Consider the following 25,626-nt stretch of genomic DNA (forward strand, 5'->3'; position numbering starts at 1 on the left):
GTGCGCGGGGCTAACGTCCCGGCATGGACGCCCCCTTCGACCCTTGGTCGCCCGAGTTCGTGGCGGACCCCTACCCCGCGTACGCCGCCCTGCGCGCCCGGGGCCGCGCGCACTACTTCGAACCCAGCCGCCAGTACCTGATCCCGCACCACGCGGACGTCGCCGCCCTGCTGCGCGACCGCCGCCTCGGCCGCACGTATCTGCACCGGTACAGCCACGAGGAGTTCGGCCGCCAGGCGCCGCCGCCCGAGCACGAGCCGTTCCACGTCCTCAACGACCACGGCATGCTCGACCTGGAGGCCCCGGCGCACACCCGCGTCCGCCGCCTGGTGGCGAAGGCGTTCACACCGCGCACGGTGGAGCGGCTGCGCCCGTACGTCGAGGGCCTCGCGGACGATCTCGTGCGGGGGCTCGTGGCGGACGGGGGCGGGGATCTGGTGGCGCGGGTCGCCGAGCCGCTGCCCGTCGCGGTGATCGCCGAGATGCTGGGCATCCCGGAGGCGGACCGGGGGCCGCTGCGGCCCTGGTCGGCGGACATCTGCGGGATGTACGAGCTGAACCCGGGGGAGGAGACGGCGGCCCGGGCCGTGCGCGCCTCGGTGGAGTTCTCGGCGTATCTGAGGGAGTTGATCGCCGCGCGGCGCAAGGAGCCCGGCGACGATCTGATCAGCGCGCTCATCGCCGCCCACGACGAGGGCGACCGTCTCAGCGAGCAGGAGATGATCTCGACCTGCGTGCTGCTCCTGAACGCGGGCCACGAGGCCACCGTCAACGCCACGGCCAATGGGTGGAACGTTCTTTTCAGTCACCCGGAACAGCTCGCCGCCCTGCGCGCGGAGCCGGAGCGACTGCTGCCCACGGCCGTCGAGGAACTGCTGCGCTACGACACCCCGTTGCAGCTCTTCGAGCGGTGGGTGCTCGACGACATCGAGGTCGGGGGCACGGTCGTCCCGCGCGGCAGCGAGGTCGCGCTGCTCTTCGGCTCCGCCAACCGGGACCCGGCCGCGTTCGCCGCCCCGGACACCCTGGACCTGGCCCGCGCCGACAACCCGCACATCTCCTTCAGCGCGGGCATCCACTACTGCGTCGGCGCGCCGCTCGCCCGCGTCGAACTGGCCGCTTCGCTGAGGGCGTTGCTGCGCCGGGCCCCTCGGCTGCGGCTCGCCGCCGAGCCGCAGCGCGGGCCGAACTTCGTGATGCGGGGGCTCGGCGAGCTGATCGTGAGCTGCTGAGGGGCGCGCGGGAGGGAGTGGCCGGGGGCCGCCGGTCCCCGTGCTGCGGCGGCCCACGGGGCGCCCCGGCGCGTCAGCCGGTCGCCAGGTCCCGGCGGCGCAGCCCCACGAGCCCGGCCGCCGTGAGGGCCACCGCCACCGCCGTGAGCAGCAGTACGGGGCTCCACGCCATGTCCTGTCCCGGCAGCTTCGGCAGATGCGAGAACGGCGACAGGTTCATGACCGGCTGCGGTACGTCGAGGGCGGGGCCGATCCAGCCGATGAGCAGGGCTAGGCCCGCCGCGCCCCAGGCGCCGACGGCCAGCTGCGGCGATACGCCGTGCAGCAGCACCGCGAGGGAGCCGATCAGCCAGATCGCGGGCAGCTGGACCAGGCAGGCGCCGACGATCGGCCCGAAGTCCTGCCCGTACCCGATGGCGAGCCCGCAGGCCGCGAGCAGCATGATCAGCGCGGCACCCGCGAAGGCGACGACGAGGTGGCCCGCCGCCCAGCGCAGCCTGCCCACCGCGTTCGCGAGGACCGGCTCGGCGCGCCCCGAGGTCTCCTCGCCGTGCGGCCGCAGCACCGAGGCGACGATGTAGAGCGCGCCGACCATGCCGATGATGCCGACGATCGCGGCGAGGAAGGCGTCGGTGAGGCCGGTCTGGCCGCCCATGCGCTCGAAGATCTCGCGGGTGTTCTCGTTGTCGCCGACCAGGTCGGTGGCGCCCTCCGTCATCCCGCCGAAGACGACTCCGGCGGCGAGGAAGCCGAGGCTCCAGCCGATGACGGCGCCGCGCTGCAGCCGCCGGGCGAGGGCGCCCGCCGTGCCGATGCGGCCGTGCGCGGGGCCCGGCCGGGACGGCAGGAAGCTCATGCCGACGTCGCGGCGCCCGGCGAGTTCGTACGCCCCGATGGTCTGGACGGCGATGGCGCCCGCGAAGAGCAGCAGCACCCACCACCGTTCGGCGCCGAAGGAGCGCAGGTTCTCCAGCCAGCCGACCGGGGACAGCCAGGTCAGGAGCGAGGAGCCGTCGGCCGTCGCCGAGTCGCCCGCCGCGCGCAGCACGAACGCCGCGCCGAGCAGCGCCGACGTGAGGCCCTTGGCGAGCCGGGCGCTCTCCGTGAACTGGGCGACCATCGCCGCCATCGTGGCGAACACCATGCCCACCCCGGCGATGCCGAGCCCCAGCGAGAGCGCCCCCGAGCCGCCCTCGCCCGCGAGTCCGACGGCGACGAGCAGGCCGAGGAGCGCGTTCGCGACGAGCGCCGTGAGCAGCGCCGACGTCAGGGGCGCGCGGCGGCCGACCATGGCCGAGGAGATCATCTCCTGGCGCCCCGACTCCTCCTCCTCACGCGTGTGCCGTACGACGATGACGAGGCTCATCACGGCGGCGAACACCCCGGCGAAGGTGCCGACGCGCCACGCCGTGAGCCCGCCGTAGGACTCGTCGAACACCGGGCCGTAGAGGGCGCGCAGGGAGGCGTTGGTGGCCAGCGAGTCCGTCAGGTCGGCGCGCTGGGCCGCCGTGCCGTACACCTCCTTGAGGGTGTTCGGCATGCTCAGGACCATCGTCGCGATGACGGCGAGCCACACCGGGACGATGACGCGGTCGCGGCGCAGCGCCAGGCGCAGCAGCGGCCGGGTGCCGGTGACGGCGGTCATCGCGCCATCGCCCCTTCGGCACGCGTCGGCCCCACGTCCTCCTGGTAGTGCCGCAGGAACAGCTCCTCCAGGGTGGGCGGGGTGCTGGTCAGGGTGCGGATGCCGGAGTCGGTCAGGGCGCGCAGGACGGCGTCCAGCTTGTCGGTGTCGACCTGGAGCGCCACGCGGTGCCCTTCGATCTCCAGGCCGTGCACGCCCGGCAGCCCGGACAACCCGGCCGGCTCGCCCGCGAGTTCGGCGCGGACGCTGGTGCGGGTGAGGTGACGCATGTCCGCCAGGGAGCCGGACTCGACGGTGCTGCCCCTGCGGATGATGCTGACCCGGTCGCAGAGGGTCTCCACCTCGCTGAGGATGTGCGAGGACAGCAGGACGGTACGGCCCTCCTCGCGGGCCCGGACCACGCAGCTCTGGAAGACCTCCTCCATCAGCGGGTCGAGGCCGGACGTCGGCTCGTCGAGGATCAGCAGCTCGACGTCCGACGCGAACGCGGCGACCAGGGCGACCTTCTGGCGGTTGCCCTTGGAGTAGGCGCGGCCCTTCTTCGTCGGGTCGAGCTCGAACCGCTCGATCAGCTCGGCCCGCCGCTCCTGGTCCAGGCCGCCCCGCAGCCTGCCGTACAGGTCGATGACTTCGCCGCCGGAGAGGTTGCGCCACAGGGTGACGTCTCCCGGTACGTACGCGAGGCGCCGGTGCAGTTCCACGGCGTCGTGCCAGGGGTCCTTGCCGAGGAGCTGCGCGGCGCCGGAGTCGGCCCGCAGCAGGCCGAGCAGGACGCGGATGGCGGTGGACTTGCCGGCCCCGTTGGGCCCGAGGAAGCCATGGACCTCACCGCGCTCGACGTCGAGGTCGAGGCCGTCCAGCGCGTGGGTCCGGCCGAACGACTTGTGCAGCCCGGAGACGGTGATTGCCTTCGTCATGTTTTTGAACGTACGCTTCTTTCACAAATTTGTGAAGTTAAGGAACTGTATAAACTTGGGAGGGCCGGGGCGAGCAGGGGAGATGATCCAGGGATGAGCACGGACGAGAAGGACACGGCGGCGGGCCGTGCGGACGGGCCCGACGAGGCGCGCACGGAGGACCTGGCAGAGGGCCCGACGGAGGACCTGGCGGCCGCGTCCCGGTTCACCGAGCAGTTCGCCGCGCAGCTGGTCTGGGCCGGGATGCCGCGCATGCCCGCACGCGTCTTCGCCGCGCTCCTCGCCTCCGAGTCCGGCGCGCTCACGGCGGCCGAGCTGGGGGAGCGGCTGCATGTGAGCCCGGCGGCGGTGTCGGGGGCGGTGCGCTATCTGACCCAGCAGTACATGGTCGCCCGCGAGCGGGAGCCCGGTTCGCGGCGCGACATCTTCCGGGTGCACAGCAACCAGTGGTACGAGGCGCTGACCAACCGGGACTCCGTCCTCAAGCGCTGGGAGACCGCCCTGCGCGACGGCATCGCGAGCCTCGGCCCGGACTCCCCCGCGGGCCACCGCCTGGAGGAGACCCTCGCCTTCTTCGAGTTCGTCCAGGGGGAACTGGCAGGCATGATGACCCGCTGGCGCACCCACAGGGAGTCCCTCTTCGGCCCGCCCCGCTGACCCGCGTCGCCCGCTGCTGTGCCCGCCCCGCTGACCCCCGTCGCCCGCTGTGCCCGCCCCGCTGACCGCGAGCGGCACCTCAGCGCGGCAGCACCAGCCCCCAGGCCTGCGCCCGGACGTGCCACGTCCGGCTCCGCACCGGCCCGGTGACGACGGCGTCCGCCCGGTACCGGAAGTCCGGCCCCGACACCGTCACCGACCGCGCCCGCGCCCGCACGGGCGCGACCTCCGCCCCGACGGACGCCGGATGCACCTCGACCCGCGCGAACCCCGCCCCGCCGGGCCGCACCCGCACCCCCTCGACGGGCTGGTCGAGGTCCACCAGCGTCACCCCGTCGGCCTCGACCCGCAGCCGCGAAGGACCACCGGGCACCCGCGAGGGCCGCACGGCCAGCGTCCGTACGAGCGACTGGCAGGTCCGCAGCCACGGATGCCGCTCCCCGCCCCCGGCCTCGCCGGGATCGGCCCCCGGAGCGCCGCCCCCGCCGCCCGCCACCGCCCCCACGGGCGGAATCAGCACATCCCCGAGGACCACCCCGTCCCGGTCGTCCACGAGCAGATCGAGCCGCCGGGGCGCCCCCTCCAGGACGGCCCGCGCCGCGGCGACCGCCCCGGCGGGCACCCCGAGGCCCCGGGCAATGCGGACGGCGGAGCCGACGGGAACGACGGAGAGCACGGCGGACGCGAGCGCCCGCTCCCGGTGCAGCGCACCGACCGCGCGCAGCAGCGCGGTATCGTCGCCCACCACGACGGGCCGCCGTGCCCCTCGCCTGACCAGCGCTTTCGTGAATTCCTCGGGGCTTTCAGGCAGGCACACCCTGACGCCCGCGCCCGCGCCAAGCACGTCCTTGGCGATGCGCACGGACTCCCCGTCCGTGCGCCGGGCGACCGGGTCGATGACCACCAGAAGCTGGTCGCGAGACGACACGTGCGCCCTTTCTTTAGGTCTCGGGTAGCATCTTTGTGCAAGAGCCCCTTGCGCTATTGCGCCAGGGGCTTCGTCTATTCCGGGGCAACCAAGGCACACCCACATCGGCGGCCGACGGCCTGTCGCTGTGGCCCCTGACCTTGGACATGCCCCGCCCGGAAGGGGTGTACGCCTGTGCCCGCACTCGTGCTGCTCGGTGCTCAGTGGGGTGACGAAGGCAAGGGAAAGGCCACCGACCTGCTCGGTGGCTCCGTGGACTATGTAGTGCGTTACCAGGGCGGCAACAACGCCGGCCACACGGTTGTCGTAGGCGACCAGAAGTACGCGCTGCATCTCCTCCCTTCCGGGATCCTCTCGCCGGACTGTGTCCCGGTCATCGGCAACGGAGTCGTCGTCGACCCGTCGGTCCTGCTCTCCGAGCTGAGCGGTCTGAACGAGCGCGGCGTCGACACGTCGAAGCTGCTGATCAGCGGTAACGCGCACATCATCACGCCGTACAACGTGACGGTCGACAAGGTCGGCGAGCGCTTCCTCGGCAAGCGGAAGATCGGCACGACCGGCCGCGGCATCGGCCCGACGTACGCCGACAAGATCAACCGCACCGGCATCCGCGTCCAGGACCTCTACGACGAGTCGATCCTGAAGCAGAAGGTCGAAGCGGCCCTGGAGCAGAAGAACCAGCTCCTGACGAAGGTGTTCAACCGCCGCGCCATCGAGGCCGAGCAGATCGTCGAGCAGCTCCTGGAGCACGGCGAGAACATCAAGAGTTACGTCGCCGACACCACGCTGATCCTCAACAACGCGCTCGACGAGGACAAGGTCGTCCTGTTCGAGGGCGGCCAGGGCACGCTCCTGGACGTGGACCACGGCACGTACCCCTTCGTCACCTCGTCGAACCCGACCGCGGGCGGCGCCTGCACGGGCACCGGCGTGGGCCCGACGAAGATCAGCCGTGTCATCGGCATCCTGAAGGCGTACACCACGCGTGTCGGCGCGGGCCCGTTCCCGACCGAGCTGTTCGACAAGGACGGCGAGGCGCTGCGCACCATCGGCGGCGAGCGCGGTGTCACCACGGGACGTGACCGCCGCTGCGGCTGGTTCGACGCCCCGATCGCCCGCTACGCGACCCGTGTGAACGGCCTGACGGACTTCTTCCTCACCAAGCTGGACGTCCTCACCGGCTGGGAGCAGATCCCGGTCTGTGTCGCGTACGAGATCGACGGCAAGCGCGTCGAGGAACTCCCGTACAACCAGACGGACTTCCACCACGCGAAGCCCATCTACGAGACGCTGCCGGGCTGGTCCGAGGACATCACCCAGGCCAAGACCTTCGCCGACCTGCCGAAGAACGCGCAGGCCTATGTGAAGGCCCTGGAGGAGATGTCCGGCGCGCCGATCTCGGCGATCGGTGTGGGCCCGGGCCGCGACGAGACGATCGAGATCAACTCGTTCATCTAGCGGCCGACCGGCGCGCCTGGTCCGGGAGTTCGGCGCAGGCGCGCAGTCCCTCCGGTGTCGCGCACGGCAGATGGCCATGGACGCGGATCACGTCCTGGCCACTGCCGCGCGCGTACGCGAGGAAACCGGCCGCGAGCGAGTCGGCGGGCGGCTGCCCGTACGTGTAGGCGTACTCGATCTCGCGGTACGGGTAGCCGCCGCTTTCGGTGAGGCCGTCCGTGGACGGCTGCCTGCCGTCGAGGGACAGCCGGTGCAGGCCCTTGAGGCGTGCGGCGGCGCGCAGCTCGCTGTAGCCGAGGGCGCCGGGGATGCGGCCGACGGCGTCGAGGACCTGCTCGGTGGAGTCGAGTTCGCAGCGGATCACGGGGGCGCGGGCGTCGTCCTTGCGCACGCAGTCGTTGGACGAGGCCTTGATCTCGAAGTCGCCGTCGAGCAGGCGGCGTTGCAGGGTGTCGCGGGTGCCGGAGCTGGACCCGCGGCTGACCAGGACGACCTCCTGGTCGGCCCCGCCGAGCTGCTTCCAGTTCCTGATCTCGCCCCGGTACAGCCGCCGCACGTCCTTCAGCGACAGATTCCGCAGCCGCACCCCGTCGTTGACGACGAGCGCGTACGCCGAGACCGCCACGCGGTGCTCGACGAGCCGCGGATAGCCGTCCGACTTGGGCCCGTCGGACAGGGCGATCAGCGACGGCGACTTCCTCGCGGACCGGGCCGCATCGGCGCCCGACGCGTCGAGTTCCCGTATCCCCGCCGTGCTGCCGTGCGCGCTGACGCTGATCGAGGCGCCCGGACAGTCGTCCTCGTACTTCTCCTTCAGCTCCTCGGCGACGGGCCGGAACGCCGTCGACCCCACGACGGTCAACCGCCCCGTGGCGCACTCGATCGGCGTCGGGTCGTCCTCGCCCACCAGGATCATCGCGGCCAGCGTGACCACCGACGCGGTGAGCAGGGCGGTCAGGACCTTCGCGGGGCGGCTGAACAGCGGCGGCTTGTCGTCGGGCGTGGTGGACCTGTTGGGCTGCACCTCGCCCGCCTGGATGCCGCCGGACACGGTGATCTCGCGGCCGACGGCGCCGCCGGTGAGCAGGACGAGCAGCTTGTAGTGCTGGCCGCGGTTCAGCGGGACGCGCGGGATGTGCAGCGTCGAGCCGTCGTAGCGCAGCCCGGCCGCCGGGGTGAAGTGCTCCATCAGATGGTCGGCGCCCGCCTGCGCGGTGACGGCGAGGCCGCGCACGGTGCGGCCCGTGAACACGGCGGTCAGACCGTGCAGCGCCCGCCCCGTGTAGTCGGCGTCGCTGATGGACTGCGACCCGTCGTTCTCCACGCGAAGCAGCACCAGCGTGGCGTCGGACATCTCGGGCGTCTCGTCGAAGAGCCCGAGCCGCGCGTTCGCCCCGCCCGTGCGGATGTTGTCGCCGATCGCGGTGTCCATCTGCACGCGATAGCCGATCCGTTTGCGCCGCGGCACCCGGCGCTCGTACCAGATGGCCCCCATCGTGGCGAGCAGCCCGAGCGCGGCGGTCGATACGGCGACGACGTTCTCGGGGCTCAACCAGTTCACGCCCGCACGCTACGGAGGCGCCCCCGGAGCGGGGAACGCCACGGCGGGGGACTTCGCCGTTCCGCCGCCGGACGTTCGTGAGTGGTTCAACTGGCATGTCGTACGGGCGGGTTGCCCTTGCCTGCCAGTCGCCCTTCGCCTCAGCTGCCCTGGTGTACGCCAGCCGCCCCTGGTGTACGTCAGCTGCCCTTGGTGTACGTCAGGGCGCGGGTGCCGTCGGTGTCGACGCGGTGGAGTTCGCCGCTCGGCAGGATCGTGATCACGGTCGGCTTGCCGGGGGTGCACGCCGGGGGCCCGCCGACGGTGACCCGGGTCGGGCCGATGGTCAGTCGGCCCTCGCTCGCTGACTCCAACTCGCCCCGGAACACGCAGTGGTAGGTGCCGCCGCCCTCCAACGGCCCGTCGGCCGTCATGGACAGGACGGTGTCGCCCTTATCGCCCTGCTGAAGGGTCAGCCGGCGCGTGCTGAGCCCGGCGTCGCCGCTGACCGTGCTGTTCCAGGTGCCGAGGAACTTGTCCGGCACCGTCTTGTCCGAGACGGCGGACGTGGACGGCGAGGGGGTCGGCCCGGAGTCGGACTCCGACGGCGAGCCGGGCGTCTCCGGCGCGCTGCTCTCCCGGTTCTTCCCGTCACCCCCGCCACGCGCCTTCGGGTCGTCGTCCCCCTTCATCGTCGCGTACACGGTGCCGCCCGCGCCGAGCGCGACGATCAGCGCCACGGCGACGAGCAGCGCGGTGGACCGCCCGCTGCGCCGCTGCGGCTCTCCGGCGAGGAGGCCGTACGGGGGTGTGGGGCCGTACGGCGGGGTGGAGCCGTACGGGGGCTGATGGGGGTGCGGATATCCGTAGCCGGGGGCTTGGTGCGGATAGGCGTACGCGGGGGAGTGGGTGGGCGTGGGGGCGGGAGTGGGGGTGTGGGCGGGTGCCGGCGCGGCCGTCGGGGCCGGGGGCAGGCCGCTGACCATGGTGGGGAGGTGGTTGACGGGGGCGTGGCCGGGGGCGCCGGGCGGGGGCGGGGTGTCCTGGCCGGACGGGGTGGCGGGGGTGGGCTGCCCGGGGGGTGCGGCGGGCCCGGGGTCGGGGGCGCCCTGCGCCGAAGCGGCGGCCGCGCCTGCGCCTGCCCCGGCTCCCGCTGCTCCCGCAGTTCCTGCCGCAGCCGCTCCTGCCCCTCCGGGTGCTGCCCCCGCGTCGGCCCCCGGTGCGGGCTCACCGGAACCTGATGTGCCCCCGGCCGCCCCCTCCGGCTCCTCGATCTCCAGCAACTGCACGGCGTGCCGACCCAGTTGGGCGACGAGGGCCCCGGGCAGCCAGGGCTCCAGGGACTTGCCCTCGGAGAGGGTGTCCTCGGCCCCGGTCCGGGCGAGTATCTCGTCCAGCGACGGCCGATCGCCCGGCGCCTTGGCGAGGCAGTGCCCGACGAGGTCGCGCAGCGACTCGGGCAGGGCCTCCAGGTCGGGCTCCTCCTGCGCGATGCGGAACATCAGCGCGTGCACACCGCTGTTGGCGGTCCCGAAGGGCAGCGCCCCGGTCGCGGCGTACGCGAGGACGGACCCGAGACAGAAGATGTCGCAGGCCTCGGTGACGCGATCCCCGCGCACCTGCTCGGGCGCCATGAAGCCGGGCGAGCCGACGAGCGCCCCGGTCCGGGTGAGCCCCCCGTCCGTGACGGTCTCCAGGGCGCGGGCGATCCCGAAGTCGATGACGCGGGGACCGTCGATGGTGACGAGGACGTTGGACGGCTTCAGGTCGCGGTGGATGAGCCCGGCCGCGTGGATGTCCTTGAGGGCGTTGGCGAGCCCGGCGGCGAGGATGTTCACGGACCGCTCGGGCAGCGGCCCGTGGTCGTGCGAGACGACGGCCTGGAGCGAGGGCCCGGCGACGTACCCCGTGGCGACCCACGGGATGTCCGCCTCCGTGTCGGCGTCGAGGACCGGCGCGGTCCACGCCCCGCCGACGCGCCGCGCGGCCCCCACCTCCTGCCGGAACCGCCCCCGGAACTCGTCCTGCGCGGCAAGCTCCTCACGGACCAGCTTGACCGCGACGGTGCGCCCGCGATCGGAGCGCGCCAGATACACCTGCCCCATACCGCCCGCACCGAGCCGCGCGAGCAGCCGGTAGGCACCGATCCGCTGCGGATCCCCCGGGCCGAGTTTCTCCATGGCCATCGGCGCCGCCCTCCCCCTGATTTTCAGCCACCGCGGTGCGGCGACCTCGCGTACATCGCGGTGCGACAGACCGAGGATAGTGCCGTGGTGGGAGGGGTGCCCCGGGCTTACCTCTACGGTTGCGTAACGGCGGCCTCCAGCCTCGCGAGGGCCTCGGAGAGGCGTTCCAATGCCTGGGCCGTTTGCGTGAATTGTTCCTCGCCGAGGGCTTCCTTGAGGCGGGTGGCGAGGTCCGCGTGGGCCGGCTGGATGCGCTGGACGGCGGCGCGTCCCTCGTCGGTGGGGCGGAGGAGTTTGGCGCGGCGGTGGGCCGGGTTGGGGGCGTACTCGGCGAGTCCGCGCTGGACCAGGAGGTCGGCGACGCGCTGCACGCTCTGGCGGGTGATTCCCATGGTGCGGGCGATCCCGGCGACGGGCTGCGGTTCGCGCAGGACCGCGCCGAGCACCTGCCACCAGGCAGCGGTGAGTCCGGCCGGGCGGGCCATCTCCTCGGAGACGGTGAGGAACTGGCCGTTGAGCCGGAAGACGCCGAGGGCGGTGCGGGTGAGCAGATCCTGCTCGGGGCGTCCGACGACGCCCTCGCCGACGGTGACGTTGACGACCGGCCGGCCGCTGTCGTCCGGCGGACCGCTGTCGTCCGGCGGACCGCTGTCGCCCGGCTGGCCGCCGTCGACCGCGGCGGCCCGTTCGTCGCTCGTGCCCCGGCCGGTCGGCCCCCCGTTCGTGGGCCGACCGGCCTGCTCCGCGCGGCTCATGACGCGAGCGTCTCGTACGCCGTCGGGTCCGAGTCGTGGAACAGCCGGTACCAGGCGTCCAGCTTCTCGCCCTCGAACGCGCCCAGCCGCTTGAGGACTTCGCGGGCGAACGCCACCGGCTCCGTCGGTCCGGCCGTGATCAGGTCGCCGTCGGTGACGGCGTCGGTCTCGACGTACCGGTCCGCGCCCTTGTAGCCGGTCGCGTCCAGGTAGAACGACACCGCGCTGGTGTGCGCCCGGTCGTCGAGCAGCCCCTCTCTGGCGAGCCCCGCCGTGGCCCCGCAGATCGCGGCCACGGGCACGCCCGAGTCGAGGAACGTGCGGGCCGCGGCGGCGAACGGGGCGAGCGAGTCGCCCGTGTCCCACAGGTCCCCGCCGGGCAGGATCAGCAACTCGCTGTCCTCGGGGCGCAGCTCGTCGAGGGTCAGGTCGGGCTGGATGCGGACGCCGCCGACGGTGGTGACGGGCTCGCGGGTGGCGGCGACGGTACGGATCGTGTGGCCCGCGCGGGCGAGGTAGGCGGTGGCGTAGCCCGTCTCCCAGTCGGCGAGGGCGTCGTAGACGGCGAGGTGAACGGCGGTGGTCGTGGCGCTCATGGTGTCCTCCATGGTGTCACTCGGTGGCGTTGTCAGCGGCGCTGCGTGCTGCGTGCTGCGTGCTGCGTGCTGCGTGCTGCGTGCTGCGTGCTGCGTGCTGCGTGCTGCGTGCTGCGTGCTGCGTGCTGCGTTGTAAGGATGCTGTCATGTCGACAGTGTGCTGTCAATTGATTCCGGGCGCGCGATCCTCGCCGCCGCGCTTAACCCTCACCGGCAGCCCCCTTAACCCGCCCCTCCCTAACGTCCCGCCCATGGACATCTCGACCCTCTCCGCACACCTCGGCCTCGACCTCGTGGCCGTCTCGCTGCTGACCTTCGCCGTGTTCTGCCCACGGCACCGCAGGCGCGAGCTGGTGCCTGCCTATCTCGCCCTGAACGTCGCGCTGTTCGCGGTCGTCGCGGCTCTGTCGGAGGCGTCGGGCGGCGGCGGCCTCGCGCTCGGGTTCGGGCTCTTCGGCGTCCTGTCGATCGTCCGGCTCCGCTCCGACTCGGTACGCCACCAGGAGGTCGCGTACTACTTCACGACGCTCGTCCTCGGCCTGCTGTGCGGGCTCCCGGGGCTCTCGCTGCCGCTGGCCGCGGGCCTCTCGGGCGTGCTGCTCCTGGTGATGTACGTCGGCGACCACCCGCGCCTGTACGCCCGCGACCGCTGCGCCGTGGTGACCCTCGACGCGGTGTACCGGCACGAGGACGCCCTCCGCGCCGAGCTGGCCCGGCGCCTCGGCGAACCGCTCGGCTGGACGGTCCAGGAGGTCGACTACGTACGCGACCTCATGGTGCTGGAAGTCCGCTTCCGTCAGCCGGAACCAATGGCCCACGATGGGGAGTTCGTACGAGTGACCCCGCCGTACGCCAAGGAGGCCGCGTGAAACCCGCCGTACGTGCCCTGAGCCGTGCCGCGCTCGCCGCGCACCCCGTCTCGCTCGACGAGCTGAACGTCCGCGCGGAACTGCTCGCCCGCTACGACCACAGCTATCTGGTCCCCGTCGACATCTTCGAGGACTTCGCGGCGCTGCTCACCGACCCGCGCCGCGCGGGCGGCGCGTTCCGCGCGCTGAGCATCGGCGGCCGCCGCTCGTTCGGCTACCTCTCGACGTACTACGACACCCCCGCCCTGCGCACCTACCACGACCACCGCCAGGGCCGCAGACTCCGCTACCGCGTCCGGGAACGGCTCTATCAGGACAGCGGGGAGCGGCAGTTCGAGATCAAGCTGAAGACCGGGCGCGGCGAGACCGTCAAGCACCGGCAGCGGATGGAGGGCACCGACCACGCCCTCGACGACACCCGACGGGGCTTCCTCGCCGGGGTGTTGAGGGGGTCGTACGGCATCGAGGCCCCACACGGACTCACCCCCTCCCTCGTCACGGACTACCGCCGCGCCACGTTCGTCGCCGACGGCCAGCGCGTGACGTGCGACGCGGCGCTCGTGGTGCGGGACGTGGCGACGGGCCGCACCGCCGCGGCCGACAGCGGCCTCGTCCTCGTCGAGACCAAGACCCGCGGCCGCCTCACGGAGGCCGACCGGGTCCTGCACCGCTACGGCCTGCGCGCCGCCGAGTTCACCAAGTACTGCGGCGGCTTCGCGGCCGTCCGCCCCGACCTCGGCGTCAACCGGTGGGCGCGGGCGGTCCGGACGGTGTTCCCGCGAGCGGGAAGGTGAGGGTGACGCGGGTCGGGCCGCTCGCGATGGCGAAGCCGCCGCCCGCGTCCTCGGCGGTCCGCCGCGCGATGTCGAGCCCCAGCCCGGTGGACCCGTCCCCACTGGCGCCACGGGCGGCGGAGAGTTCGTCCGGGGGGCGGGGACGGGTATCTCTTCGGGCTCGTCCGGAGGGCGGCGACTGTCCGGTCCGTTGCCTGTACTCGCTGTGGGCAGCTGGGCCGCCAGGGGCGGCACGGGTGGGCACAGCCCAGACCGACGGTGCCCCTGACGTTCGGGTCCACCACGCACCGGGACGTCCACCAGAAGCCCCCGGCCCTGATCCTCGGCCAACGGCCGCCAAAACGCCGGCGACAAGCCGCAGTTCCGGCGGCCCGTCGGGCACGGCCCGAGCCGTGAGATCCCCGGCGGCAAGCCGGTCCGCCGTCCGGGCAAGCCCCCGCGTGGCCCCCACGAGCCGCGCCCCGAGCCGGTCGGCCAGCAGCAGCCCGAGCAGTACGAGCCCCACCCCGATCCCGGCGAGCACGAGCCAGGACGTGAGCGTACCGGCGTACAACTGCCGCTCGGTGAGCGTGACTTGGACGACGGCGGTGCCGTCGGCGGCCCCGTGTACGGGCACGAGCACCTGCCGCCCGCCGCCCGAGGGCTCATAGGTGAACGCCCGCCCGGTCCGGGCGAGCCGCACGGCGTCGGTGACGGCGCCGCCGCCGGAGCGGTGGCCGGGCCCGACGACGGTCCCGTCCCCGAGGACGAGCGACGTACGGGGCAACCCGTCCCCATTGACCCCGGCGACGGTCTGCTCGGCGGTCGGCCGCTCCCCGGCCGAGGCGAGCACGGGCCCGATCGCGTGGGCCACCCACTGCGCCCGGGACGGCCCCCGCGCCCGTGCCGTACCCGAGACGGACGACGCCGACCGCCTGCCGCTCGTACCTGCTGCGGGCAGATGGCGCCCCCGCCTGCAGATGGCGCCCCCGCCTGCAGATGGCGCCCCCGCCTGCAGATGGCGCCCCCGCCTGAAGACGGCGCCCCCGCCCGAAGACGGCGCCCCCGCCCGACAGAGTGTCGTGTTCCCCGGCGGCCGCCAGACAGGACGCCCATGTCCCGTCCACGAAGTGGACATCTACCCTCGGCCCCATGACCCCTCAGCCAAACCCGCAGCTCGGCGCAGCCGTGTCCGCCGCGGACCGCGCCCATGTGTTCCACTCCTGGTCGGCCCAGGACCTCATCACCCCGCTGGCCGTGGCCGGCGCGGAAGGCTCGTACTTCTGGGACTACGAGGGCAACCGGTACCTCGACTTCACCAGCGGACTCGTCTACACGAACATCGGCTACCAGCACCCGAAGGTCGTCGCCGCGATCCAGGAGCAGGCCGCGACGATGACCACGTTCGCGCCCGCCTTCGCCCTGGAGGCCCGCAGCGAGGCCGCCCGCCTCATCGCGGAGCGCACCCCCGGCGACCTGGACAAGATCTTCTTCACCAACGGCGGCGCCGAGGCCGTGGAGAACGCCACCCGCATGGCCCGCCTGCACACGGGCCGCCCGAAGGTGCTGTCCGCGTACCGCTCGTACCACGGAGCCACCGCCGCCGCGATCAACCTCACCGGTGACCCGCGCCGCTGGCCGTCCGACAACGGCTCGGCGGGAGTCGTCCGCTTCTGGGCGCCGTTCCTGTACCGCTCGCCGTTCCACTCGGAGAACGAGGCCCAGGAGTGCGAGCGGGCCCTCCAGCACCTGGAGGACACCATCGCCTTCGAGGGTCCGGCGACCATCGCCGCGATCATCCTGGAGACCATCCCGGGCACCGCCGGGATCATGCCGCCGCCGCCCGGCTACCTCGCGGGCGTCCGCGAGCTGTGCGACCGGTACGGGATCGTGCTCGTCCTCGACGAGGTCATGGCGGGCTTCGGACGTACGGGCAAGTGGTTCGCCGTCGACCACTACGACGGTGTCGTCCCCGACCTGCTGACCTTCGCCAAGGGCGTGAACTCCGGCTACGTGCCGCTCGGTGGCGTCGCCATCTCCGGCGCCATCGCCGAGACCTTCGCCAAGCGGCCCTACCCGGGCGGGCTCACCTACTCCGGGCACCCGCTGGCCTGCGCGGCCGCCGTCGCGACGATCAACGTCATGGCGGACGAGGGGGTCGTCGAGCATGCGGCCCGGATGGGCGAGGACGTCATCGGTCCCGGGCTCCGGGAGCTGGCGGAGCGGCACCCGAGCGTGGGCGAGGTGCGCGGGGTCGGCATGTTCTGGGCCCTTGAGCTGGTACGGGACCGGGAGACCCGGGAGCCGCTCGTGCCCTACAACCCCGCGGGCGACGCGAACGCCCCCATGGCCGCGTTCGCCGCCGCCGCGAAGGCGCAGGGGCTCTGGCCGTTCGTGAACATGAACCGTACGCACGTGGTGCCGCCGTGCAACATCTCGGAGCCCGAGGCGAAGGCCGGCCTCGCGGCCCTGGACGCGGCGCTCGACGCCGCCGACGCGCACGTGGCCTGACGCGGCCGCCGGACGGGTGGGACGAAGACCCGTCCGGCGCCCCCCGCCGTGGGCGGCCCACGACGACGGTGCCCGTACCGTGTGGGGCGGGGCACCCCAAGGGCGAAAGCACCCCTGCCGACGGCGGTGACGTCGGTCATGGGGCGGGGGAACCCCGACCACGTAGTCTGACGTGCTCGTAAGTGACCAGAACTTACCCACGTCCGTTCGAGGACGCCCACGTCAGAGAAATGCGTAGGGGGAGGCCCACCACCATGCCCGGACCCGACGGCCCGGCCGTCATCCGCAGCACCCTGCGCCAGCAGATCGCCGACGCCCTGCGCGACGAGATCCTCGCGGGCCGCCTCGTGCCGGGCCAGGAGTTCACGGTGAAGGAGATAGCCGACCAGTACGGCGTCTCCGCGACCCCGGTCCGCGAGGCCCTGGTGAACCTCTCGGCGCAGGGCCTCCTGGACTCCGTGCAGCACCGCGGCTTCCGCGTGCACGAGCACACCCTGGCGGACTACCGGGGCATGCTCCAGGCCCGGGGCCTCATCGCGGACGCCATCTTCCGCGAGGTGGCGACGACGGCGGCCCACCACTCCGTACCGGCGGCGGGCTTCGTGTCCGTGCGCCGCCGCGGCGAGGAGGCGGCCCGCGCGGCCGCGGCCGGCGACCTCACCGTCCTGATCGGCTACGACCTGCGCTTCTGGCGCGAACTGAGCGCCCTGTTCGGCAACGCCTACCTGTCGGACTTCCTGCACCGCCTGCGCGTCCAGTCCTGGGTGTGCGCGGTCCCGCACCTGCGCCGCGAGGTGGAGCGCGGCGGCGACCTGCGCGGCCGCCTCTGGTCCCGGCACCTGGACCTGGTGGAGGCCCTGACCTGCCGTGACGCCGTCCTCGCGCACGCGATCGTGGCCGAGTACAACGCGCACTCGCTGGACCTCGTCGAGAGCCTGGCCGCGAGCGGCGGCCCGCAGGGCCGTCCCGAGCACGGCCCCGGCCACCACCCCCCGCAGGCCCCCGCATGACCGTCGACCTCACCATCGTCATCCCCGCCTACAACGAGGAACGCCGCCTCGCCCCCACCCTGGAGGCGATCCGCGGCTACCTCGACGGGCCCGCGGCGGAGTCCGGGTACCCGCAGTGGGAGCTGATCGTCGTCGACGACGGCTCCACGGACCGGACGGCGGAGATCGCCGCCGATGCCGCCGCCGCGGACCCCCGGATCCAGCTCCTGCGCGGCGGCCGCAACCGGGGCAAGGGCCACGCCCTGCGCCAGGGCGTCCTCGCCTCGTACGGCCGTCGCGTCCTGGTCACGGACGCCGACCTGGCGGCGCCCATCGAGGAGCTGGAGGCCCTGGAGAAGGCGCTCGCGGACGGGCACGCGGCGGCCGTCGGCTCCCGGGCCCGGCCGGGCGCGACGATCGACGTCCACCAGCACCGGCTGCGCGAGCTGCTCGGCCGCGGCGGCAACTTCCTGATACGCGCGGTCGCCGTCCCCGGGATCCGCGACACCCAGTGCGGGTTCAAGCTCTTCGACGGCGACCGTGCCCGCGCGGCCTTCGCCGCGTCCCGGCTGAGCGGCTGGGGCATCGACGTGGAGATCCTGCATCACTTCCGGCGCGAGGGCTGGCCGGTCGCGGAGGTCCCGGTGCGCTGGTCGCACCAGGAGGGCTCCAAGGTCCGCCCCGGCGACTACGCGCGGGTGCTCGCCGAGGTCACGTCCCTCAAGGTCCGCTCCGTGCGCCGCGTCGACCTCCTCGTCGCCGCCCTCTTCGTCACCTTCGCCGCCGTCCTGTACTCGGCCCGCTGGATGTCCCCGGACCACCGCTACCTCCCGCACGCCCTCCAGGACCAGAACCAGTGGGAGTGGTTCTTCGAGGTCACGGCGCACAACGTGCGGCATCTCCAGAACCCCCTGTTCACCGATCTGCAGGGGTATCCCGACGGCGTGAACCTCATGGCCAACACGGTCATGCTCGGGCTCTCCGTCCCGCTCGCACCCGTCACCTGGCTCTTCGGCCCGGCCGTCAGCCTCAATCTGGCGATGACCCTCGGCCTCGCCGCGACGGCCTTCGCCTGGTACTGGCTGATCGTCCGCCGTCTCGTACGCCACCGGGGCGCCGCCGCCCTCGGCGCGGCCCTCGCCGCCTTCGCGCCCCCGATGATCAGTCACGCGCACGCGCACCCGAACTTCATCGTCCTGTTCATGATCCCGCTGATCATCGACCGCGCGCTGCGGCTCTGCGAGGGCACACGCGTCGTACGGGACGGGGTCGTCCTCGGCCTCTTCGCGACGTACCAGATCTTCCTCGGCGAGGAGCCGCTGCTGCTCGCCGCGATGGGGATGCTGCTGTTCACGGTGGCGTACGCGGTGGTGCGCCGTGACGTCGCGCGCGCGGCCTGGCGGCCGCTGGCCCGCGGCATCGGCATCGGGCTCGCCGTCTGCCTGCCCCTGGTCGCGTTCCCGCTGTGGTGGCAGTTCTTCGGGCCGCAGAGCTACAAGAGCGTCCTGCACGGCGACAACGCGGGCAACAGCCCGCTGGCCCTGCTGTCCTTCTCCGAGCGCTCCCTCGCGGGCGACGCGGACACGGCCGCCTCCCTCTCCATGAACCCCACGGAGCAGAACGCCTTCTACGGCTGGCCGCTCATCGCCCTCGCCCTACTGATCGTGGTGTGGCTGTGGCGGCGCCCGGCGGTGAAGGCCCTCGCCTTCACGGCGGTCGCCGCGGCCTTCCTCTCCCTCGGCCCGAAGTTCCGCATCCCGCGGACGGACGTCGTCCTGTCCGGCCCCTGGGCCCTGCTCTCCGACAAGCCGCTGTTCGAGTCGGTCATCGAGTCGCGGGTGGCGATGGTGTGCGCGCCCGCGCTGGGGATGCTGGTGGCGCTGGCCGTGGGGCAACTGGTGGCGCGCGGCGCCGAGGGCGAGCGGATGTGGGGAAGGCCCTTCCGCTACGCCGGACTCACCGCCGTGGCCCTCGCCCTCCTCCCGCTCTACCCCCTCCCCCTGAAGGCCGTGGACCGCACCGAGGTGCCCGCGTTCATCGCCGACGGCACCTGGAAGCGGTACGTCGACACGGCGTCCGGCGAGACCCTCGTACCGGTGCCGCTGCCCGACCCCGCATACGCCGAGGCGCTGCACTGGCAGACCACCGCCGACCTGGGCTTCCGGCTGCCCGGCGGCTACTTCAACGGGCCCTGGGGACCGGACCGCGTCGGCATCTACGGCGCCTCGCCCCGCAACACCTCCAACCTCCTGCGGGACGTGCGCAATTCGGGCCGGGCCGTGCGGATCACCGAAGCCTGGCGGGAGGCGGCCCGGGTCGACCTGCGGTACTGGAAGGCGGGCCTCCTCGTCCTCGCGCCGCAGCCGGCCGACGCGGCCTTGCGCACGACGGTCGACGACCTCCTTGGACAGCGCGCAAAGTGGGTAGACGGGGTGTGGATCTGGGACGTGCACGGGGGAGGCTGAGCAGGCCCCGGTACCACTACGCTGCCGGGACAACACGCACGGTAGCTACGTACGTAGGACCCTCATTCACCGACCCTAGGAGCATTTCTTGGCCTGCGACCTGTGGCTGGTCCCGCTCGTCGACGTGCTGTGCCACAGCCCCGACAACCCCTTCGCCGAGGAACTCGCCGCGTACGACAAGGCGTTGGGCGACGCGGGACTGCCGACGGTGCCCGTGTACGCGTACATGCCGGGGCTCTCCGGCGACGTGGCCCCGGTCGCGGGCTTCGACTACGACGCGCTGCACTTCCTGCGCCGCGCCTACCTCCTGAAGATCTGCGGCCTGGAGGTCACCCCCGTCGACGCTCTCGGCGGGGACTACGAACAGCTCCTGGAGATGTTCGACTCCACCGCCCAGCAGTCCCACCTGGTCTGGCACTACGACCACGCGGGCGCGTACGTCCCCGTGGACTTCCCCGCGCCGCTGTCCAACGACGAACTCCTCTCCGGCGGCGGCCCCTTGGGCTCCTCCCAGGCCCTCCTGCGCGAACTGGAATTCGTGGCCCCCGCCATCGGCATAGACCCGGCCAACCCCCCGCTCCCCCCGGCCCCGCCCCAGGCCCCCACCACTCTGGAAGAACCCGCCATCCCGCCCCCGCACGACCCGAGCCCCTTCGCCCGCGAACGCCACGTCTGGCTGGGCCTGCACGCGGCGACGACGCGGTCCCTGGCCCAGGGCTCAATGATCATCTACAGCTGAGCATCCCAGCCCGTCCGGCGTTTGAGGACGAGGCGCGAAGCGCCGATACGGGGTCTGGGGCGGAGCCCCAGTTTCGGGAAGGGGCGGGATTGGGGAGCCCCCGGCAAGGCCTACCTGGGCTCAGGCGGCCGCTGCCGAGGCATGTTCGGCCGGGCCCCGGGCGGCAACGGAAACCGCCCGGGCCCACCGCCCCCCTCCCGAGGCGCCCCGACAGCCCCGCCGGGCACGGCACCCTGCATCACCAAAGGCGCGGGCCCGCCCCGGAACTCCACCATCCAGTCGGCCGTCTCGGCCCGCACCAGCTCCGTCACGTCCTCCGTGAACCGCCGCAGCACCCCAAGACACCGCTCGGCCGCCTCACTGGCGGTCCCCTCCGTGGGCCCGAGCACCTCCCGCACGCTCTCCGAGGCCCAGTCGAACTGCAGCACCTGCAGCCGCCGCTGCACGGCCTGCGCGGTGGCGACGTCTCTTATCCACCCGGAGGTGAGCCCGAAGAACCGGTCGCACCCCACACACGCCACCCCGGCGAGCAGCGAAACGAATCCCCAGGTGGCCACGCCCCGCACGCCCCCGGCGAGATCGAGCAGCGGAAGCACCCCCGCCCCCGCGGCCCCGAGCGCCGCGCCGCCCCGCAGCAGCCGCGCGCCGAGCCGCTTGCGCGTACGGTCGCGCAGATACCACCCGGCGGTCTCGAGCGCCCCGCGCTCCACCCACCGGTACAGCTCGTCGAGGCGCTCCGCGGGCTCTCCCCAGTCGCCCTGCGGAAACGATCGCCCCACCAGGTCGCCGGGCACCGCCCCGGGTGTCCCCGCACCGGCCCCGTCCCCGTCATGGGGCACCCCCTCAGGCTGCATCTCCGGCTGGTGGCTCACCCGGCACTCCCTCGGCTTCCGCATAGGTGGCGCAACGTAATTGGCTGGTGCCGCTGCGCGGCATCCAGTCCTACCGCCCAATGGGTGGCTATGCGCCGGTTTTCGCGGCTTTTCCGCCCGGAAGGGGCGCTTGATCAGGTATAGGAGCTGGGCGGATCTCACCCGAAAGAGTGGCGACCGGAGTGCTGGGGCGAGTGCGGCAGTGACCACGTAGGCTCGTGCCAGACGGGAAAATCCCGCCATACGGACCAGAGGAACCAGGAGCTGATCGTGATCCCCGGTGGTGGCCAGCCCAACATGCAGCAGCTGCTCCAGCAGGCCCAGAAGATGCAGCAGGACCTCGCCAAGGCGCAGGAGGAGCTCGCCAGGACCGAGGTCGAGGGCCAGGCGGGCGGCGGCCTCGTCAAGGCGACGGTCAACGGCTCGGGTGAGCTGCGCGGCCTTGTGATCGACCCGAAGGCGGTGGACCCGGAAGACACGGAGACCCTCGCGGACCTGGTGGTCGCGGCGGTGCAGGCGGCGAACGAGAACGCCCAGGCGCTGCAGCAGCAGAAGCTGGGCCCCCTCGCCCAGGGTCTGGGCGGCGGCGGCATCCCCGGCCTGCCGTTCTAGGACGTCGCCCGCCGCTTCGCGGGGCCGCGCCCTGGCCACCGTTGTGGCCCGCGCTTCCCTTCTATGTCGGCCGACGGCCAACTACGGTACGTACGAAAGCTCCCTGAGCCCCGAAGACTGAAGATCCGGAAGCCGAGGCCGGCGGCCGGAGACAGGAAGGCAATCCGTGTACGAAGGCGTGGTCCAGGACCTCATCGACGAACTGGGCAGGCTGCCCGGCGTCGGTCCCAAGAGCGCGCAGCGGATCGCCTTCCACATCCTCCAGGCCGAGCCCACGGACGTCCGCCGGCTCGCGCACGCCCTCCTTGAGGTCAAGGACAAGGTCCGCTTCTGCGCGACCTGCGGGAACGTCGCGCAGGAGGAGCTGTGCAACATCTGCCGCGACCCGCGCCGCGACCCGTCGGTGATCTGCGTGGTCGAGGAGCCCAAGGACGTCGTGGCGATCGAGCGGACCCGTGAGTTCCGCGGCCGTTACCACGTGCTCGGCGGCGCGATCAGCCCGATCGAGGGCGTGGGCCCGGACGATCTGCGGATAAGGGAACTCCTCGCGCGCCTCGCCGACGGCACGGTCACGGAGCTGATCCTGGCCACCGACCCGAACCTGGAGGGCGAGGCCACGGCGACGTACCTCGCGCGCATGATCAAGCCCATGGGCCTGAAAGTGACCCGACTGGCCAGCGGACTCCCGGTCGGGGGAGATCTGGAATACGCGGACGAGGTCACCCTGGGCCGCGCCTTCGAGGGGAGACGACTCCTAGATGTCTGACGCCACGCTGCACGCGATCACCCAGGACCCGGACGACTTCGCCGTCCAGATCTCGGACCAGATCGAGAGCTTCATCGTCGCGGTCACGGAGATCGCCAAGGGCGACGAGCCGGACTCGGCCGTGCCCTTCCTGCTCCTTGAGGTCTCCCAGCTGCTGCTCGCGGGCGGCCGCCTCGGCGCGCACGAGGACATCGTCCCCGACGAGCGCTACGAACCGGACCTCGGCCCGGAGGCGGACGTCGACGACCTCCGCGAGAGCCTGGCCCGGCTGCTCGACCCCATCGACGTCTACTCCGAGGTCTTCGACCCCTACGAGCCCCGCAAGGCTCCGGTGGCCTGCCGGATCTCCGACGACCTCGCCGACGTCCTCACCGACCTCCGCCACGGCCTCGCCCACTACCGCGAGGGCCGCACCACGGAGGCCCTGTGGTGGTGGCAGTTCTCCTACTTCTCCAACTGGGGCTCCACCGCCTCCGCCTCCCTGCGCGCCCTGCAGTCCCTGGTCGCCCACGTCCGGCTCAACCAGCCCCTTGAGGACCTCAACGGCCTGGACACCGACGAGGACCTGATGGAGGACGCCCTCGCCGAGGAAGCGGGCAAGGTCATGGCCGAGGAGATCGCGGGCCCGCTGGGCCTGCGCCCCGCGACGTAGGGCCCGTCCGACGGGTCGGCGCGGCCTCTGCCAGCCGACCCGTCGGGCAGGCCTAGCGGACGACGTCGAAGACGTTCTTCTGCAGCCCGTTGGCGTAGGCCTCGTGCTCGACGAGCTTCAGCTTCTGGGTGTCCTTGTCCGTGGTGCTGAAGAGCCGCTTGCCCGCGCCGAGGAGGAGCGGGAAGACCAGCAGGTGGTAGCGGTCGATGAGGCCCGCGTCCGAGAGGGCGTGGTTCAGGGTGGCGCTGCCGTGGACGATGATCGGGCCGCCCTCGGTCTCCTTCAGGGCGGCGACCTCGTCGAGCGAGCGCAGGATCGTGGTCTCGCCCCAGTTCGTCACCAGGTCGCCCTCGGCGAGGGTGGTGGAGACGACGTACTTCGGCATCACCTTGTAGTCGGCGAACTCGGCCATGTCGGGCCACACGGGGCTGAACGCCTCGTAGCTGGTCCGGCCGAGGAGTATCGCGCTTGCCTCGCCCTGCTCACGGCCCTTGATCTCGAACGCCTCGGGCAGGAACTCGACGTCCTTGAAGGTCCAGCCCGAGTTCCGGTAGCCGGGCTCGCCGCCCGGGGCCTCGACGACGCCGTCGAGCGAGATGAAGGCGGTGCTGATCAGAGTGCGCATCGAAGGTCCTCGGTTGCTCGGTCCGGGGGTGCCGGACGTCCTGGAGGGTTCCGGACTCGCTGTCCGGTGCCCGTCATGATCTCTGGCTACTCAGACCGAGCGCCACGGGAAAACTCATCGGTAGTCGATCCCGGCGGCCACCGGCAGATGGTCGCTGCCGGTGGCGGGCAGCACCCAGGCGCCCTGCGGCTCTACGCCACGCACCAGGATCTGGTCGATGCGGGCGACCGGGAACTTCGCCGGCCAGGTGAAGCCGAAGCCGTCCCCGGCCTTCTCCTGGGCCGAGTCCATCCGCGAGGTGAGGCCCGCGAGGGCGCGGTCGTCGACGGTGCCGTTCATGTCGCCGAGCAGCACCACCCGCTCGTTGCGCTCGGCGGCGAGGGCCTTGGCGAGGGCCCGCGCGCCCCGGTCCCGGTGGCCGGTCGTGAACCCGTCCCGGGGAACGACCCGCACGGACCCCAGATGGGCCACGTACACCGCGAGGGGCCCCTGTTTCGTGGCCACCGTGGCACGCAGCGCCCGGCTGTCGGTCAGGGTGACGTCGACCGGCTTGGCGTCGCCGAGGGGGCCGACGTCCTGCTCGGTGTCGACCGGCCGGGTGTCGGAGAGCGGCAGCTTGCTCCACAGGCCGACCGTGCCGAGGACCGCGTGGTGCGGGTACGCCTTCGCCAGCGCCCTCTCGTACCGCGGCTTCGCCTGCGAGCTGATCTCTTCCAGGGCCAGCACGTCCGCGCCGGAGGCGGCCAGGTCGCGGGCGGTGCCCGCCGGGTCGGGGTTGTCGGCGCCGACGTTGTGGCTGACCACGGTGAGGTCGCCGCCGCCGTGGGACTTGTCGACGAGCAGCCCGCCGAAGAGGTGCAGCCACACCGTGAGCGGAAGGAGCAGCGCGCACAGCGCGGCGGCGGAGCGGCGCCAGAGCGCCCCGGCGAGCAGCACCGGGACGAACACGCCGAACCACGGCAGGAAGGTCTCCACCAGGCTGCCCACGTTCCCGATCCGGTTCGGGATCCACCCGTGCAGGAGCAGGAAGAGGCCGAGGAGGAGGGCGAGTGCGGTGAGGAGTGGGCCGCGTTTCCAGGGGTCGGGGCGGGTGCAGGCGTGCTTGGCCCGGCGGAGGGCGGAGCGCCAGGGCGCGGGGCCGGTGCTGGGGCCGGGGCCTGCGGCCGTGCCCGTAGGTGCGTCTGTAGGTGCGTTGGTGATGGTGCTGGTCACTGCCGTGTCCTTGGGTCTTCGGTGGGGTCGGCGTACATGCGCGGGCAGCCGCGGTCGCTCGCGTGGTCGCGCAGTTCGTAGTGCCACGGTTCGTTGCGGTAGATCTGGCAGAGCCCGTACGCGGCGCCGTGCTCGGACAGCCACTCCTGGGCGTCGGAGTCCCCGATGTCGACGGCGTCGCCCGCCACGTGCGGTGACGTCGTCGCGGTGGCCACCCAGCGGGCGGCCTCGTCCTTCGAGCCGTACTTGGCGACGGCCTCGCGCAGCAGTTGGTTCTGGTAGTCCGGGGAGCGCCAGCCGCTGTTGACGTAGAAGTCGACGTCGTCGTCCCCGGCGTCGTCCGCGGCCTCGCGGAGGGCGTCGCGCAGGCCCTCGTCGAGGTGGGCCACGGCGGGAATCCCGTCGTCGTAGATCGTCACGTCGTCGGGGACGACACCGTCGGCCTCGCCGAGCGGACCGCGTCGGCCACCGTGCGGGGCGTGGTCCGGGCCCGGCCCGGCGGATGAGGACGGAGGTAACAGGGAGGACGGGGGCGAGGACCCCCGCGACTGTCGGTCGATGACCACGATGGTCAGTGCCGTGGCCACCAACAGGCCGACGGCGAGGAGCCATCGCATCCGGCGGGGC

Annotated in this window: 24 protein-coding genes; 12 read left to right on the forward strand and 12 right to left on the reverse strand. The window is 72.7% G+C overall.

All coding sequences use genetic code 11. The annotated features are described in order from the left end of the window. Positions 1-23: 23 nt before the first annotated feature. Positions 24-1,232 (forward strand): cytochrome P450, encoded by a 1,209-nt coding sequence (locus ACZ6BG_RS38035; protein ID WP_469010669.1) that lies wholly within the window; start codon positions 24-26, stop codon positions 1,230-1,232. 73 nt (positions 1,233-1,305) lie between these two features. On the opposite strand, the gene ACZ6BG_RS38040 is transcribed toward ACZ6BG_RS38035, so the two are convergent. Further along, entirely contained in the window at positions 1,306-2,877 is a 1,572-nt protein-coding gene (locus tag ACZ6BG_RS38040) for an ABC transporter permease (protein WP_469010671.1), read from the reverse strand. Continuing rightward, positions 2,874-3,794 carry an ABC transporter ATP-binding protein gene (locus ACZ6BG_RS38045; protein ID WP_469010673.1) on the reverse strand — a complete coding sequence of 307 codons (921 nt, stop codon included), beginning with the start codon at positions 3,792-3,794 and terminating at the stop codon, positions 2,874-2,876. Before ACZ6BG_RS38045 ends, ACZ6BG_RS38040 begins: the two co-directional genes overlap by 4 nt. Positions 3,795-4,037: 243 nt before the next feature. On the opposite strand from ACZ6BG_RS38045, the gene ACZ6BG_RS38050 reads away from it, so the two are divergent. Beyond that, positions 4,038-4,451 carry a GbsR/MarR family transcriptional regulator gene (locus ACZ6BG_RS38050; RefSeq protein ID WP_469010851.1) on the forward strand — a complete coding sequence of 138 codons (414 nt, stop codon included), beginning with the start codon at positions 4,038-4,040 and terminating at the stop codon, positions 4,449-4,451. Positions 4,452-4,530: 79 nt separating this feature from the next. Here ACZ6BG_RS38050 and ACZ6BG_RS38055 read toward each other — a convergent pair whose 3' ends face one another. Further along, entirely contained in the window at positions 4,531-5,379 is an 849-nt protein-coding gene (locus tag ACZ6BG_RS38055; RefSeq protein ID WP_469010674.1) for a diacylglycerol kinase, read from the reverse strand. Positions 5,380-5,553: 174 nt separating this feature from the next. Here ACZ6BG_RS38055 and ACZ6BG_RS38060 point away from each other — a divergent pair, with 174 nt between their 5' ends. Next, positions 5,554-6,837 (forward strand): adenylosuccinate synthase, encoded by a 1,284-nt coding sequence (locus ACZ6BG_RS38060; protein WP_469010676.1) that lies wholly within the window; start codon positions 5,554-5,556, stop codon positions 6,835-6,837. Here the strand turns inward: ACZ6BG_RS38060 and ACZ6BG_RS38065 are convergent. From ACZ6BG_RS38065 to ACZ6BG_RS38080, 4 genes are all read right to left on the reverse strand, one after another. After that, the gene (locus ACZ6BG_RS38065) at positions 6,830-8,398 is read right to left on the reverse strand and encodes a PstS family phosphate ABC transporter substrate-binding protein (RefSeq protein ID WP_469010679.1); all 1,569 of its coding nucleotides are present in this window, start codon (positions 8,396-8,398) and stop codon (positions 6,830-6,832) included. The two genes, ACZ6BG_RS38060 and ACZ6BG_RS38065, sit on opposite strands and share 8 nt — an antisense overlap. A 179-nt stretch (positions 8,399-8,577) precedes the next feature. After that, positions 8,578-10,557, reverse strand: a complete 1,980-nt coding sequence (locus ACZ6BG_RS38070; RefSeq protein WP_469010854.1) for a serine/threonine-protein kinase — start codon at positions 10,555-10,557, stop codon at positions 8,578-8,580. A 119-nt stretch (positions 10,558-10,676) separates the two neighbouring features. Next, positions 10,677-11,114 (reverse strand): MarR family winged helix-turn-helix transcriptional regulator, encoded by a 438-nt coding sequence (locus ACZ6BG_RS38075; RefSeq protein WP_469010858.1) that lies wholly within the window; start codon positions 11,112-11,114, stop codon positions 10,677-10,679. A 200-nt stretch (positions 11,115-11,314) separates the two neighbouring features. Beyond that, on the reverse strand, positions 11,315-11,914 hold the full coding sequence (locus ACZ6BG_RS38080) for a DJ-1/PfpI family protein (RefSeq protein WP_469010681.1): 600 nt from the start codon (positions 11,912-11,914) through the stop codon (positions 11,315-11,317). Positions 11,915-12,165: 251 nt separating this feature from the next. Between ACZ6BG_RS38080 and ACZ6BG_RS38085 the strand changes: the two genes are divergently transcribed. Then, the gene (locus ACZ6BG_RS38085; RefSeq protein ID WP_469010683.1) at positions 12,166-12,783 is read left to right on the forward strand and encodes a DUF4956 domain-containing protein; all 618 of its coding nucleotides are present in this window, start codon (positions 12,166-12,168) and stop codon (positions 12,781-12,783) included. Continuing rightward, on the forward strand, positions 12,780-13,577 hold the full coding sequence (locus ACZ6BG_RS38090; protein ID WP_469010684.1) for a VTC domain-containing protein: 798 nt from the start codon (positions 12,780-12,782) through the stop codon (positions 13,575-13,577). The genes ACZ6BG_RS38085 and ACZ6BG_RS38090 overlap by 4 nt, the downstream gene beginning before the upstream one ends. Here ACZ6BG_RS38090 and ACZ6BG_RS38095 read toward each other — a convergent pair. Next, the gene (locus ACZ6BG_RS38095) at positions 13,525-14,430 is read right to left on the reverse strand and encodes a HAMP domain-containing protein (RefSeq protein WP_469010686.1); all 906 of its coding nucleotides are present in this window, start codon (positions 14,428-14,430) and stop codon (positions 13,525-13,527) included. The two genes, ACZ6BG_RS38090 and ACZ6BG_RS38095, sit on opposite strands and share 53 nt — an antisense overlap. Before the next feature lie 278 nt (positions 14,431-14,708). On the opposite strand from ACZ6BG_RS38095, the gene ACZ6BG_RS38100 reads away from it, so the two are divergent. The 4 genes from ACZ6BG_RS38100 (at position 14,709) to ACZ6BG_RS38115 (ending at position 20,260) form a co-directional block, all read left to right on the forward strand. Beyond that, positions 14,709-16,067 (forward strand): aminotransferase class III-fold pyridoxal phosphate-dependent enzyme, encoded by a 1,359-nt coding sequence (locus ACZ6BG_RS38100; RefSeq protein WP_469010689.1) that lies wholly within the window; start codon positions 14,709-14,711, stop codon positions 16,065-16,067. A gap of 254 nt (positions 16,068-16,321) precedes the next feature. After that, a complete protein-coding gene (locus ACZ6BG_RS38105; protein WP_469010692.1) occupies positions 16,322-17,077 on the forward strand; it encodes a GntR family transcriptional regulator in 756 nt (251 codons plus the stop codon). Then, entirely contained in the window at positions 17,074-19,521 is a 2,448-nt protein-coding gene (locus ACZ6BG_RS38110; protein WP_469010696.1) for a dolichyl-phosphate beta-glucosyltransferase, read from the forward strand. Before ACZ6BG_RS38105 ends, ACZ6BG_RS38110 begins: the two co-directional genes overlap by 4 nt. An 88-nt stretch (positions 19,522-19,609) precedes the next feature. Further along, positions 19,610-20,260, forward strand: coding sequence for a hypothetical protein (locus ACZ6BG_RS38115; RefSeq protein WP_469010699.1), 651 nt, complete (start codon positions 19,610-19,612; stop codon positions 20,258-20,260). Positions 20,261-20,370: 110 nt separating this feature from the next. Here ACZ6BG_RS38115 and ACZ6BG_RS38120 read toward each other — a convergent pair whose 3' ends face one another. After that, positions 20,371-21,114 carry an SLATT domain-containing protein gene (locus ACZ6BG_RS38120; RefSeq protein ID WP_469010861.1) on the reverse strand — a complete coding sequence of 248 codons (744 nt, stop codon included), beginning with the start codon at positions 21,112-21,114 and terminating at the stop codon, positions 20,371-20,373. Positions 21,115-21,402: 288 nt separating this feature from the next. On the opposite strand from ACZ6BG_RS38120, the gene ACZ6BG_RS38125 reads away from it, so the two are divergent. The 3 genes from ACZ6BG_RS38125 (at position 21,403) to ACZ6BG_RS38135 (ending at position 23,162) form a co-directional block, all read left to right on the forward strand. Further along, a complete protein-coding gene (locus tag ACZ6BG_RS38125) occupies positions 21,403-21,744 on the forward strand; it encodes a YbaB/EbfC family nucleoid-associated protein (protein ID WP_078619650.1) in 342 nt (113 codons plus the stop codon). Between the two features lie 166 nt (positions 21,745-21,910). Further along, positions 21,911-22,510 (forward strand): recombination mediator RecR, encoded by a 600-nt coding sequence (gene recR, locus ACZ6BG_RS38130; protein ID WP_016638709.1) that lies wholly within the window; start codon positions 21,911-21,913, stop codon positions 22,508-22,510. Further along, positions 22,503-23,162 (forward strand): DUF5063 domain-containing protein, encoded by a 660-nt coding sequence (locus ACZ6BG_RS38135; protein ID WP_385710042.1) that lies wholly within the window; start codon positions 22,503-22,505, stop codon positions 23,160-23,162. The genes recR and ACZ6BG_RS38135 overlap by 8 nt, the downstream gene beginning before the upstream one ends. A 52-nt stretch (positions 23,163-23,214) precedes the next feature. On the opposite strand, the gene ACZ6BG_RS38140 is transcribed toward ACZ6BG_RS38135, so the two are convergent. The 3 genes from ACZ6BG_RS38140 to ACZ6BG_RS38150 all read right to left on the reverse strand — a co-directional run bounded on the left by ACZ6BG_RS38140 (position 23,215) and on the right by ACZ6BG_RS38150 (position 25,616). Continuing rightward, entirely contained in the window at positions 23,215-23,787 is a 573-nt protein-coding gene (locus tag ACZ6BG_RS38140; protein ID WP_469010711.1) for a dihydrofolate reductase family protein, read from the reverse strand. Positions 23,788-23,901: 114 nt separating this feature from the next. Further along, on the reverse strand, positions 23,902-24,999 hold the full coding sequence (locus ACZ6BG_RS38145; protein ID WP_469010714.1) for an endonuclease/exonuclease/phosphatase family protein: 1,098 nt from the start codon (positions 24,997-24,999) through the stop codon (positions 23,902-23,904). After that, a complete protein-coding gene (locus ACZ6BG_RS38150) occupies positions 24,996-25,616 on the reverse strand; it encodes a M15 family metallopeptidase (protein ID WP_469010716.1) in 621 nt (206 codons plus the stop codon). Before ACZ6BG_RS38150 ends, ACZ6BG_RS38145 begins: the two co-directional genes overlap by 4 nt. Between the last annotated feature and the right edge of the window lie 10 nt (positions 25,617-25,626).

This window comes from Streptomyces sp. NPDC041205 (genome assembly GCF_055591765.1).

What these genes read in the sequence shown, in the direction of transcription:
- ACZ6BG_RS38035 (WP_469010669.1), top strand. Translation starts at nt 24, where the DNA reads ATGGACGCCCCCTTCGACCCTTGGTCGCCCGAGTTCGTGGCGGACCCC.
- ACZ6BG_RS38040 (WP_469010671.1), bottom strand. Translation starts at nt 2,877, where the DNA reads ATGACCGCCGTCACCGGCACCCGGCCGCTGCTGCGCCTGGCGCTGCGC.
- ACZ6BG_RS38045 (WP_469010673.1), bottom strand. Translation starts at nt 3,794, where the DNA reads ATGACGAAGGCAATCACCGTCTCCGGGCTGCACAAGTCGTTCGGCCGG.
- ACZ6BG_RS38050 (WP_469010851.1), top strand. Translation starts at nt 4,038, where the DNA reads ATGCCGCGCATGCCCGCACGCGTCTTCGCCGCGCTCCTCGCCTCCGAG.
- ACZ6BG_RS38070 (WP_469010854.1), bottom strand. Translation starts at nt 10,557, where the DNA reads ATGGAGAAACTCGGCCCGGGGGATCCGCAGCGGATCGGTGCCTACCGG.
- ACZ6BG_RS38080 (WP_469010681.1), bottom strand. Translation starts at nt 11,914, where the DNA reads ATGAGCGCCACGACCACCGCCGTTCACCTCGCCGTCTACGACGCCCTC.
- ACZ6BG_RS38085 (WP_469010683.1), top strand. Translation starts at nt 12,166, where the DNA reads ATGGACATCTCGACCCTCTCCGCACACCTCGGCCTCGACCTCGTGGCC.
- ACZ6BG_RS38100 (WP_469010689.1), top strand. Translation starts at nt 14,709, where the DNA reads ATGACCCCTCAGCCAAACCCGCAGCTCGGCGCAGCCGTGTCCGCCGCG.
- ACZ6BG_RS38105 (WP_469010692.1), top strand. Translation starts at nt 16,322, where the DNA reads ATGCCCGGACCCGACGGCCCGGCCGTCATCCGCAGCACCCTGCGCCAG.
- ACZ6BG_RS38110 (WP_469010696.1), top strand. Translation starts at nt 17,074, where the DNA reads ATGACCGTCGACCTCACCATCGTCATCCCCGCCTACAACGAGGAACGC.
- ACZ6BG_RS38120 (WP_469010861.1), bottom strand. Translation starts at nt 21,114, where the DNA reads ATGCAGCCTGAGGGGGTGCCCCATGACGGGGACGGGGCCGGTGCGGGG.
- ACZ6BG_RS38135 (WP_385710042.1), top strand. Translation starts at nt 22,503, where the DNA reads ATGTCTGACGCCACGCTGCACGCGATCACCCAGGACCCGGACGACTTC.
- ACZ6BG_RS38140 (WP_469010711.1), bottom strand. Translation starts at nt 23,787, where the DNA reads ATGCGCACTCTGATCAGCACCGCCTTCATCTCGCTCGACGGCGTCGTC.
- ACZ6BG_RS38150 (WP_469010716.1), bottom strand. Translation starts at nt 25,616, where the DNA reads ATGCGATGGCTCCTCGCCGTCGGCCTGTTGGTGGCCACGGCACTGACC.